The sequence below is a fragment of the Aciduricibacillus chroicocephali genome (assembly GCF_030762805.1).
GTDB lineage: Bacteria > Bacillota > Bacilli > Bacillales > Amphibacillaceae > Aciduricibacillus > Aciduricibacillus chroicocephali.
In genome coordinates this window covers 1,390,434-1,400,858 of sequence record NZ_CP129113.1, presented here as the reverse complement: position 1 = coordinate 1,400,858, position 10,425 = coordinate 1,390,434, and the positions used below count along the sequence as shown (strand labels likewise).

Below are 10,425 nucleotides of genomic sequence, written 5' to 3'. Positions count from 1 at the left end.
ATACGGCCGGCTTGATATTGCCGGCCGCACTTCGTATAATCAAGAGGGCTATGCAAACTTCTGCGGATCCCCATTAAAAGGACCGAACTCCGAGATCTTGATTGAGTCGGTTGGGCAGCCATAGTAAGCTTCCATAACCTCATCTTCCAATTCTTCTGCAACCTCGGCTATGCCTTTATTTCCATCCAGTAAGGAAAAGGCAAGCCCCTCATCATCATAGTCAAACACTTCCGGAGCGTTCATGCCACATGCTCCACATGCAATGCATGTCTCCTGCTCGACAATCGTGAAAAGTGCCAATTCAAATCCCTTCTTCCACTTGCTGAACAAGCATATTGTATAATGAAGCCAACTAAATTACAACGAAGGCAAAAATGGAGTGATGGACTGTTGATATTAAAACAAGCGATTTTGCATGCTTTAATCGGTATGAGCGGTAGCCGTTCCTCTGCAGCTGCATATCATCTTATTACCGGGCGAAGCTCCATCCAAACAAAACAAGATGTCCATCTGTTCCATCTTGAGAAACTGTATGGCGTATATCCGGGACTTCCCAAGGTTGCTTTTGAGCAAATCATTCACCAATCTCAAATAGAAGGAATCATTGAACTTACATTTGGAGAAAGAGAATCCGTCAATGTAAAGGAAGCGGGATACATATGGTTAAAGGAGTTGCCGGAAAGACCGTTTTCTTATTTTAATGGGCTTAAATACGGTAGACTTGCTAATCAATTCATGCAGCGGTTGCTTTTGCTCATTCAAACCGTTTCCAATATGGGGGGCGGAAATAACCGATTCATCGCTGTTACCGACGATCGAAATGCAATCAACTGGGTACGCAGTTATTATACGCGCATTCGCGGCAAGGAAATGGAATTCCTTGAACAGATTTATGAAGAATTGTTGGAGGTGCTTAAAGGGTTTTTAAGCAATGAAGCAGAAATCTTTACTGCACGTCTATCCGGTTATGAATATTATGGGTTAAGCCTTGAACAACTGGCACAACAGTATAAGATGACGTATTCGGACATGCATCTGCTTCTCATAGCAATCCATCATGAGATGCTACGGCTGATTGAAGAAAACATAAAAATGTTTCCTATTTTACGCGCATGTGCAGAGTCAGTTGGAAACACAAAAACAGTTGCAGGCTCAACAGCCGTTACAAAACAGATGCTTGATGTAGGGATGGAAGCTCAAGAAATCGCTCAACAGCGTAATCTTAAGCTGAATACGATTCATGATCATATTGTTGAAATCGCTCTCCATGAACCGGAATTTAATGTAGAGTCCTATTTGTCAAAAGAGAAAGAGTCTAAAATTCAGCAGATGATCCGCAATTCAAAAACAAGTAAATTGAAGGAAATAAAGGAGATGCTGAATGATGATACGGACTATTTTCAGATCCGGCTGGCGCTTGCGAGAATGGAGAGAAAGGCAGGTAGTGTATGATGGATTCTCCTTTGGAACAAAGTCTGGAGCAATACTTCGGATATAAAGTATTCAAACGAGGACAGAAAGATATTATTGAGTCTGTGCTGGCAGGTCGAGACGTGTTCGGTATCCTTCCTACAGGCACTGGGAAATCTCTCTGCTATCAGCTGCCGGCGAAACTGCTTGATGGACTGACAATTGTTGTGACTCCGCTTGTTTCATTGATGATGGACCAAGTGAAGCAACTGCAGGCAATGCATTACAAAGGGGCCGCTGCGATTAATAGTTTTGTTGACCGAGAAGAGAGAAATCGAATCTATGGTCAGTTAAAAAGACTGGACTTGCTTTATGTATCGCCGGAACTTCTACAGCAACCACAGGCAATGCAATACTTGAGCAATGTCAAGATTGCTCTTCTCGTCATTGATGAAGCTCATTGCATTAGTCAGTGGGGACATGAATTCCGTACAGATTATATGAAGCTCGGAGAAGTGGCCCGAAATTTGGGCAATCCGCAAATTCTCGCATTAAGCGCTACTGCAACAGATGCCGCAGTTGAAGAAACAATCCAAATACTTGATCGTCCCAATATGGAACGACATATCCATCCAATGGACAGAGAAAATATTGCGCTTGCTGTTGAACATGTAAAAAACGACGAAGAGAAGTTTTCTATTATGTCTGATTGGCTGAAAGAAAACCTTGGTCCGACGATTATTTATTTTTCAAGCAGAAGCGCTTGTGAGGACGTCGCCCAGCGCCTGATTGGATGTTTTCCTAACCAATCAATCGCCTTTTACCATGGCGGTATGGAGCAGACAGATCGAATTCTTGTCCAGCAACAATTCATGAATAAACAACTTGACTTAATATGTTGTACAAGCGCTTTTGGGATGGGAATCAATAAAAGCGACGTCAGGCTTGTCATGCATTATCATTTTCCATCAGATATTGAATCATTTATTCAAGAAATTGGCCGAGCAGGTCGAGACGGAATGCAGAGCTTGAGTGTTCTCTTATACAGTGACCAGGATATCCATCTGCAACTGCGTCTGATTGAAAGTGAATTGCCGGAACAATCAATGGTTTTTCACGCAGTCCGCTTACTTGAAAGTCTTGAAAGGTCCGGAAGGGATGAAATTGGGACAGGTCCGGAGTATTGGAATTTATTCCAGACGACAGAGACCCAGTGGCGTTTTCTTTACTATCAATTTGAAAAACATGGTATGATTAAAGACAATCGCATTATGATAAAAAAAGCACATGTTAAAGAAGCCGCGACTAAAATCGCTGAGCATGTTTCCAGCCGCTTGCAGTTCAAAAAAGCCAAGTTGGGATCGATGCTTGACTGGCTTAATGAGGAAAAATGCCTTAGAGTGGCGCTGTATGACTATTTGCAGCCAACGTGCACAATTCCCGAAATCAACTGCTGCAGCCATTGCGGTCTTGATCTTGACATGTTTAGGCATCCTGAAGAGACAGCGCGCGAAACAGTCCCGCATTCCTGGAAAGAACATCTGAGATATGTTCTATTTAACGGTTTTCAAGAATACAAGCAACCGTAAGTAGAACTGGGCTGCACAAATAATGCAGGTGAAGTTCAATTCATTGCGGGAATACATATAATAAACAATAAAGCATGTGAACCGCTGCTGCGGCTTCCAGATGAAGCGTCCGGCAGTCACAAAGGATGGCAAAAAGGAGAATGATCCATGCGTATTGAACGAGTCTCTGAAAGTCAATTTACAATTTTTCTCACCTTTGATGATCTGATTGAGCGTGGATTTACTAAAGAAGACCTCTGGCAGGATGCACAAAGCGTCAGAACATTGTTCAGCGACATGATGAATGAAGCAAGCAGTGAGCTCGGTTTTGAACTCGAGGGCATGCTCCTCGTTCAGGTCAATATGATGCAAGCACAGGGAATGCATGTCGTTGTTACCCAAAAGCCGAAGAATCTTGATTGGGAAGACGATGATTATGTTGAGATGAAAGTTACCCTGGATGAGAGCAGTGAGTTGATTTTCTCCTTTCAGGAGTTCGAGTCGGTTATCCAAGTGTCCGGGTATTTGAATGCACTTGGAATTTCAGGTGGCAAAGTCTTCTTTATGGAAGGCCTGTATTATATGAAATTTGATGAAAACGACTTGAATGGTGAGAACAAAGAAAATGTCATTGCCATTTTATCCGAGTTCGCCAATCCAAGTATGGTAACATCATACAGGTTAGAAGAATATGGAAAAATCATTATGGCGAATCAAGCTGTGAAAACCATTATTGAAAAATTTAGTTAAGCTTCTTGCCCTGAGTTTTCGGGCAAGAAGCAAGGAGTGTTCATCATGAAAATAGCAGTCTTATACGGAGGCGTATCAGGAGAGAGAGAAGTATCGCTTTCCTCTGGAAAAGGAATTATTGAAGCTTTGAAGAAAAATGGCCACGATGTTCAAGGAATTGATTTTCATCCGGAACGGCTTGATGAAATAATTAAGCTGGATGTGGATCTTGTATTTATTGGCCTGCATGGTAAATTCGGAGAAGACGGTCGCATTCAAGGACTTCTGGACATGCTAGACATACCTTATGTCGGTTCTGGAGTTCTCGCTTCTTCGCTTGCGATGAGCAAGTCGAAGGCAAAGGAATCTTTTGCTGCAGCAGGCATTCCGGTAGCAAAAAGTGAAATGTTCCATGTTGACACAGAAGAACAGCAAAAGGAAGCGATTAGCAACCTGACGGATAACTGGCAGCCGCCTTTTGTCATCAAACCGAATCGGGAAGGTTCAACACTTGGCTTAACTATTATAAAAGATATAGAGCAGTTAAAAGAAGCCGTTGAATATGCAGCTTCAAGTGATACTGAAATCTTGGCGGAAGATTTCATAGCTGGTAGAGAGTTGACAGTCCCTGTTCTCGGCAAGCGCGGTAGAGAGCGGGCATTACCTGTTATCGAGATCATCCCGAAGAACGAACTTTATGATTATGAGTCAAAATATGCTCCAGGCGGAAGCGAACATATTGTTCCTGCTGAAGTTGAAAAGCAATTGTTTGAGCAAATTCAGAATTATGCTGTAAAGGCACATCAGGCGCTTGGATGCGAAACATACTCCCGAGTGGACTTTTTGTTAACACCGGAAGGAAAACCATATATTCTTGAGGTAAATACATTGCCGGGCATGACACCAACGAGTCTTTTCCCTGATGCTGCAAGAGCCGAGGGCATTTCCTATGAAGATATGATTGAACAGTTTGTCAGATTGACGGCAGAGTAAATTATTCAGTTACGCTGTTTTCCTTATGCAAAGGCAAACTGTATACTTAAAGTAAGATTAATATTTGATCTGTAGGGGGTACATTCATGGCAACCGATAAAGCAGCATCTTCCAATAATCGGGCTGATAAAGATCTTGAAGTGCTTGAATCTACAAGAACAGTCATTAAAGGAGCATTGGATAAGCTCGGGTATTCGGATGAAGTATATGAATTACTTAAAGAGCCAATCCGAATGATGACCGTTCGAATTCCAGTTCGAATGGATGACGGTTCGATGAAGATTTTCACAGGCTATCGCGCCCAGCACAATGACGCTGTAGGCCCAACTAAAGGCGGTGTCCGATTCCATCCGAATGTCACTGAGAATGAAGTAAAAGCTCTGTCAATCTGGATGAGTCTGAAGGCGGGAATTGTTGACCTTCCTTATGGAGGAGGAAAAGGCGGAATAATTTGTGATCCTCGTGAAATGTCTTTCCGCGAATTGGAAGGACTGAGCAGGGGTTATGTCCGTGCCATCAGTCAAATTGTTGGACCGACCAAAGACATTCCAGCCCCAGACGTATTTACAAACTCACAGATTATGGCTTGGATGATGGACGAATACAGCCGTATTGATGAGTATAATAGCCCAGGATTTATTACTGGTAAGCCGATTGTTCTCGGTGGCTCCCACGGTCGTGAATCCGCCACAGCAAAAGGTGTAACGATTTGCATACACGAGGCTGCGAAGAAGATGGACCTTGATGTTAAAGGAGCAAAAGTCATCGTACAGGGGTTTGGAAATGCAGGAAGCTTCCTGTCAAAATTCCTTCATGATGCCGGAGCAATTGTTGTCGGTATATCTGATGCCTATGGCGCTCTTTACGATCCGGAGGGCTTGGATATAGACTATCTCCTTGATCGACGTGATAGTTTCGGAACAGTAACGAAATTGTTTACGAATACAATCACCAATAAAGAGTTGCTTGAAAATGAGTGTGATATTCTCATTCCGGCAGCAGTCGGCAATCAAATTACGAAAGAAAATGCTGAAAATATCAAAGCCAAAATTATCGTTGAAGCAGCAAATGGACCAACTACGAACGCAGCGACAAAAATTTTGACCGAACGAGGCATATTAATTGTTCCAGACGTCCTTGCATCTGCAGGAGGGGTCACTGTATCCTATTTCGAGTGGGTACAGAACAATCAGGGATATTACTGGCCGGAAGAAGAAATTAACAAAAAACTCCATAAAGTAATGGTCGATTCATTTAATAATGTGTATCGTGTTGCTGAGACACGCAAGGTAGATATGCGCCTGGCCGCTTATATGATTGGAGTGCGCAAAATGGCTGAAGCCTCCAGATTCCGCGGTTGGGTATAATTTTTTCCCACATATGTTTGCGAAAAGCTCTTGCCCGAAATCCGGCTAAGGGCTTTTCCTGTTTTTAATATAGAAAGAAGGGCAGTTACGATGACCGAACTTAACAAACAAAGAGCAATCATCATCGGTGCAGGACCATGTGGCATGTCTGCTGCCATTGAGTTGCAAAATCAAGGAATTGATCCGCTTATCATCGAAAAAGGGAATATAGCTGAAACGATCTACCGCTATCCAACTCACCAGACATTTTTCTCCTCAAGCGAAAAGCTTGAAATCGGAAATGTCGCTTTCATAACTGCTAGTCAAAAGCCTGTCAGACTAGATGCTTTGGCTTATTACCGTTCTGTCGCAATGCGTAAAGAACTGTGTGTACGCAACTATGAAAAAGTACTCACCATACAGAAAAACGAGAACCTATTTGAAGTTCTTACGGATCAGAGAACATATTTGACCGAGAACTGTATTGTTGCGACCGGTTACTATGGCCAACCGAATATGTTGAACATACCAGGAGAAGACCTTCCAAAGGTATCTCATTATTTCAAAGAGGCGCATCCTTATTATCAAAAGGACGTTGTTGTTATAGGGGGCAAGAACTCGGCTGTCGATGCGGCAATTGAGCTTCATAAGGCTGGAGCTCGTGTAACAGTTCTCTATAGAGGCAGTGAATATTCTCCTAGCGTTAAACCGTGGATATTGCCATTGCTGGAGAGCCTTGTTGAAAAAGGGGAAGTTACCTTTATTTTCAATGCAGAACCAACTTCCATATCAGATCAAGAGCTGACATTTTCAGTAAACGGGCAGACTAAAACAATTACGAATGACTTTGTCTTTGCAATGACAGGTTATCATCCAGATTATAACTTGCTTAAGAGTGCTGGTGTAGAGATTGATAAGGTTACAGGAAGCCCTGTCCATAGTGAAGAGACATACGAAACAAATGTCCCCGGACTTTATATCGCAGGAGTTGTGGCGGCAGGTTATAACAATAATTCAATTTTTATAGAAAATGGACGCTTCCACGGAGAAAAGATAGCGAAACATATTGCGAGGAATCTAAAATAAAAAAGCAGTCCGGTGTCTTTAAAGACAACCGGACTGCTTTTTATTATGCTTGCATCATTTTTTTGATTTCTTCAAGATCTTTCGTTTTTGAAAGGACTGCCAGCATTTTCAGCCGTGCCTTTTGGCCACTTAGGCCTGATACTTGAATTGCACCTAGAGATTTGAGTTCACTGCCACCGCCTTCATAACTGTATGTTGGCTGAACAATTGATTCATTTGATCGCGATACAATAACAATTGGCAAACGATCCTGCAAGACGTTTTTCAATGCAGGCATACAAGTTTTCGGAAGGTTGCCCTGCCCAAATGCCTCGATAACAAGTCCATCTGGCTTTAAGCTGCGAATAGCATCAATTAATTCACCGTTCATCCCTTCATAGGCCTTTATTAAATATACATCAGCATCAAGCGTTTTAGCGTCAATGGTACTGAGCGGGCTCAGCTTGTGAGTAAAGCTAGGTCCTGTTTTGGTCAATATTCCAACCGGCCCACTGATGCTTTTGAAAGCAGCCAGGTTGATACTGGACGCTTTATACACTTCACGAGAGGCATGAAGTTCCCCATTCATGGCGACGAGGACTCCGTAACCGTTCGCTTCGTCCGAAACTGCTGTCATAAGTGCCCCAGCCAAATTCGATGCCGCATCAGATCCGAGTTCATTGCTTGATTTCATAGCCCCGGTCATGATGATTGTTTTTTGATTGTCGGTTAGCAAATCGAGCAAATAAGCTGTTTCCTCCATCGTGTCTGTACCGTGTGTAATGACATAGCCATCCGCGTCGGAATTATTAATAATTTCAGCAAGCTTCAAAACATGATCAGGTTCAATATGGGGAGAAGGAAGATTGAAAACGACTCTTTCTTCAATATCAGCTTCAGCACCAATATGTGAAGCGAAATCCGCCAAAGGATGATCATCCTGTTGGCCTACGGTTCCTTCTTCATTCTCTGCCATCGAAATGGTGCCGCCAGTATGCAGCAACAGTATTTTTTTCATAAAAGGCACTCACTTTCCAACTTTCAAATTCAGATGATGCATAAAAAAACCATTAATCCTAAAAATAGAGCCAATGAACATTATTCACAGGAGGCTCACAAATGATTAAAAGAAAGATATGCTTTTCAATTATTATACTATATTTTTTAATCGGTGGGGTACAGGCTGCGCTGCCATCAAGTGAAGTCCATGCCTTTAGTCCGCAGGTGATCCAACGCGGAGCAAAAGGAGACGATGTTATTGAACTGCAATCGAGACTGAAATTTCTCGGTTACTTTAAAGGAAAGATTGATGGTGTTTTTGGATGGGGGACTTACTGGTCACTAAGGAACTTCCAAGAAGCATTTGGCATGAAACCCGATGGTCTAGCAGGAGGTTCAACTAAGGCTAAACTTGTAAAAGCTACAAAAAACATGCCGACAAAAGGTGCTTCAAATACACAAGTGAGCGGAGGGACTAGCGCAGTTCCACCGGGATTTTCTGAAAATGATATTCGTCTTTTGGCAAATGCCGTTTATGGAGAATCACGAGGTGAGCCATATGTGGGACAAGTAGCAGTGGCCGCAGTTATTTTGAATCGGATTGAAAGTCCTTCTTTTCCGAATACCATTTCAGGTGTCATATTTGAACCGGGTGCCTTTACGGCGGTTGCTGACGGACAAATTTGGCTGACTCCAAATGATAAAGCAAGACGAGCTGTAATGGATGCAATCAATGGCTGGGATCCGACGGGTGAGGCTATTTATTATTTCAATCCAGAAACGGCTACTTCAAAATGGATTTGGTCAAGACCTCAAATCAAAACGATAGGAAAACATATTTTCTGCATGTAGAAAGGTGGATCTAGCATGTACAGATGGATTGCGATAGCTTTACTTGCCGCAGGAATCGCTGGTACGAGTTTCTGGGCTGCACGCTCAAATAATGAAAAATCAATGGTGTCTTTGCAGGCAGAAAACCATTATCAACGAGCTTTTCATGAATTGACCTACAATATGGATATTTTACATGAAAAAATTGGTACGACACTTGCAATGAATTCCAAAGAGAGACTTTCTCCGCAAATGCTCGATATTTGGCGGATCACATCCAATGCTCAAAGCAATCTTGGACAGTTGCCACTCGCAATGCTGCCGTTTAATAAGACAGAGGAATTCTTATCACAAATCGGGGATTTCTCTTATAAGACAGCCGCTCGTGACCTTTCTGCCAAGCCTTTGACAAATAAAGAAACGAAAACACTGGCATCATTATATAAGCAGTCCGGTGAGCTTAACAGCCATATGAGGAAGCTGCAGGGCGACGTTCTCAATAATAATTTGAGTTGGCTCGATGCAGAAAAATCGTTGGCACAGCGTAATGAGAAAATGGACAATACAATTATGGACGGTTTTCATACTGTAGAGAAAAAAGTGTCGGGATATGATGAAGCAAATGCAGGAAATTCACTTGCAGGCAATGCAGACAAGGATCACAAAAATTACATTCAAGGTGAAGCCTACTCAAAAGACCAAGCTCTCCGCAAAGCAAAACAAATCATGGGCGATACTGATGACAAGGCATTTACAATCCAAAAAAGTGGTAAAGGGGCAAATGTAGCTGCCTATAATATCGTCTATGAAAAAGGGAATCGGAATGGCATGCTTGATCTATCTGTAAAAGGCGGGCATCCTCTCAATCTCCTCGTAAACAGGCCTGTTCCAAACAAAAAAATAAGCCTGTATACAGGTGGGGAAAAAGCCGCACAGTACTTGAAGAATCTTGGTTTTAAAAATATGGAAGTTGTTTCTTCAACTGAACATGACAATGCTGGTTCATATTCTTTCCTTCCAGTCCAGGATGGCATAAGGTTGTATCCTGACTCAGCAGAAGTAAAGGTAGCTCTAGATAATGGTAATCTGCTCGGTCTATCCGGTCGTAACTATTTCAAGAACCATCGTGATCGCAAGCTTGAAAAACCGAAGATTAGTGTCAATGAGGCAAGGGACAAAGTAAACCCAAATCTGGATATTCAGGAAAACTACTTATCCCTGATAACCAATGAACTTGGAAATGAAGTACTCTGCCATGAATTCATTGGTGTCCACAAAAACATCACTTACAGAATTTATATCAACGCCAATAGCGGCAAGGAAGAGAAAGTGGAACGCCTAGAAGGTACTGGCATCGACTTTCGCTAATGAAGAAGGAGGGGGATTTACCTCTCCTTTTTTTCATTTAACGAGCAGTGAAAATCAGTAAAACGTAAAAGCATTTGCAATGCTCATATGGTATAGTAAATAGGGATTTTATATGA

10 protein-coding genes are annotated in these 10,425 nt (G+C 42.4%); 8 read left to right on the top strand and 2 right to left on the bottom strand.

What is annotated here, in order from left to right:
• Positions 1 to 48: 48 nt before the first annotated feature.
• On the bottom strand, positions 49 to 300 hold the full coding sequence (locus tag QR721_RS07305) for a ferredoxin (RefSeq protein ID WP_348025532.1): 252 nt from the start codon (positions 298 to 300) through the stop codon (positions 49 to 51).
• A 90-nt stretch (positions 301 to 390) separates the two neighbouring features.
• Between QR721_RS07305 and QR721_RS07300 the strand changes: the two genes are divergently transcribed.
• The 6 genes from QR721_RS07300 (at position 391) to QR721_RS07275 (ending at position 7,132) form a co-directional block, all read left to right on the top strand.
• The gene (locus tag QR721_RS07300; protein WP_348025531.1) at positions 391 to 1,452 is read left to right on the top strand and encodes a YpbB family protein; all 1,062 of its coding nucleotides are present in this window, start codon (positions 391 to 393) and stop codon (positions 1,450 to 1,452) included.
• Positions 1,452 to 2,999 (top strand): RecQ family ATP-dependent DNA helicase, encoded by a 1,548-nt coding sequence (locus QR721_RS07295; RefSeq protein ID WP_348025530.1) that lies wholly within the window; start codon positions 1,452 to 1,454, stop codon positions 2,997 to 2,999. Before QR721_RS07300 ends, QR721_RS07295 begins: the two co-directional genes overlap by 1 nt.
• Positions 3,000 to 3,146: 147 nt before the next feature.
• Positions 3,147 to 3,728, top strand: a complete 582-nt coding sequence (locus QR721_RS07290) for a genetic competence negative regulator (protein ID WP_348025529.1) — start codon at positions 3,147 to 3,149, stop codon at positions 3,726 to 3,728.
• A gap of 45 nt (positions 3,729 to 3,773) precedes the next feature.
• Complete coding sequence (locus QR721_RS07285) at positions 3,774 to 4,700, top strand: D-alanine--D-alanine ligase (protein ID WP_348025528.1); 927 nt, start codon at positions 3,774 to 3,776, stop codon at positions 4,698 to 4,700.
• Between the two features lie 86 nt (positions 4,701 to 4,786).
• A complete protein-coding gene (locus tag QR721_RS07280; protein ID WP_348025527.1) occupies positions 4,787 to 6,067 on the top strand; it encodes a Glu/Leu/Phe/Val family dehydrogenase in 1,281 nt (426 codons plus the stop codon).
• 90 nt (positions 6,068 to 6,157) lie between these two features.
• Positions 6,158 to 7,132 carry a YpdA family putative bacillithiol disulfide reductase gene (locus QR721_RS07275; protein WP_348025526.1) on the top strand — a complete coding sequence of 325 codons (975 nt, stop codon included), beginning with the start codon at positions 6,158 to 6,160 and terminating at the stop codon, positions 7,130 to 7,132.
• 43 nt (positions 7,133 to 7,175) lie between these two features.
• Here the strand turns inward: QR721_RS07275 and QR721_RS07270 are convergent, their stop codons facing one another.
• On the bottom strand, positions 7,176 to 8,129 hold the full coding sequence (locus QR721_RS07270; RefSeq protein WP_348025525.1) for an asparaginase: 954 nt from the start codon (positions 8,127 to 8,129) through the stop codon (positions 7,176 to 7,178).
• Positions 8,130 to 8,230: 101 nt separating this feature from the next.
• Here QR721_RS07270 and sleB point away from each other — a divergent pair, with 101 nt between their 5' ends.
• Together sleB and ypeB are read left to right on the top strand one after the other, a co-directional pair.
• Entirely contained in the window at positions 8,231 to 8,962 is a 732-nt protein-coding gene (gene sleB / locus QR721_RS07265; RefSeq protein WP_431189492.1) for a spore cortex-lytic enzyme, read from the top strand.
• Between the two features lie 15 nt (positions 8,963 to 8,977).
• Complete coding sequence (ypeB, locus tag QR721_RS07260; protein WP_348025524.1) at positions 8,978 to 10,309, top strand: germination protein YpeB; 1,332 nt, start codon at positions 8,978 to 8,980, stop codon at positions 10,307 to 10,309.
• Positions 10,310 to 10,425: the final 116 nt, after the last annotated feature.

Coding starts and splice junctions, on each gene's coding strand:
- QR721_RS07295 (WP_348025530.1), top strand. CDS start 1,452: ATGGATTCTCCTTTGGAACAAAGTCTGGAGCAATACTTCGGATATAAA.
- QR721_RS07290 (WP_348025529.1), top strand. CDS start 3,147: ATGCGTATTGAACGAGTCTCTGAAAGTCAATTTACAATTTTTCTCACC.
- QR721_RS07285 (WP_348025528.1), top strand. CDS start 3,774: ATGAAAATAGCAGTCTTATACGGAGGCGTATCAGGAGAGAGAGAAGTA.
- QR721_RS07280 (WP_348025527.1), top strand. CDS start 4,787: ATGGCAACCGATAAAGCAGCATCTTCCAATAATCGGGCTGATAAAGAT.
- QR721_RS07275 (WP_348025526.1), top strand. CDS start 6,158: ATGACCGAACTTAACAAACAAAGAGCAATCATCATCGGTGCAGGACCA.
- QR721_RS07270 (WP_348025525.1), bottom strand. CDS start 8,129: ATGAAAAAAATACTGTTGCTGCATACTGGCGGCACCATTTCGATGGCA.
- sleB (WP_431189492.1), top strand. CDS start 8,231: ATGATTAAAAGAAAGATATGCTTTTCAATTATTATACTATATTTTTTA.
- ypeB (WP_348025524.1), top strand. CDS start 8,978: ATGTACAGATGGATTGCGATAGCTTTACTTGCCGCAGGAATCGCTGGT.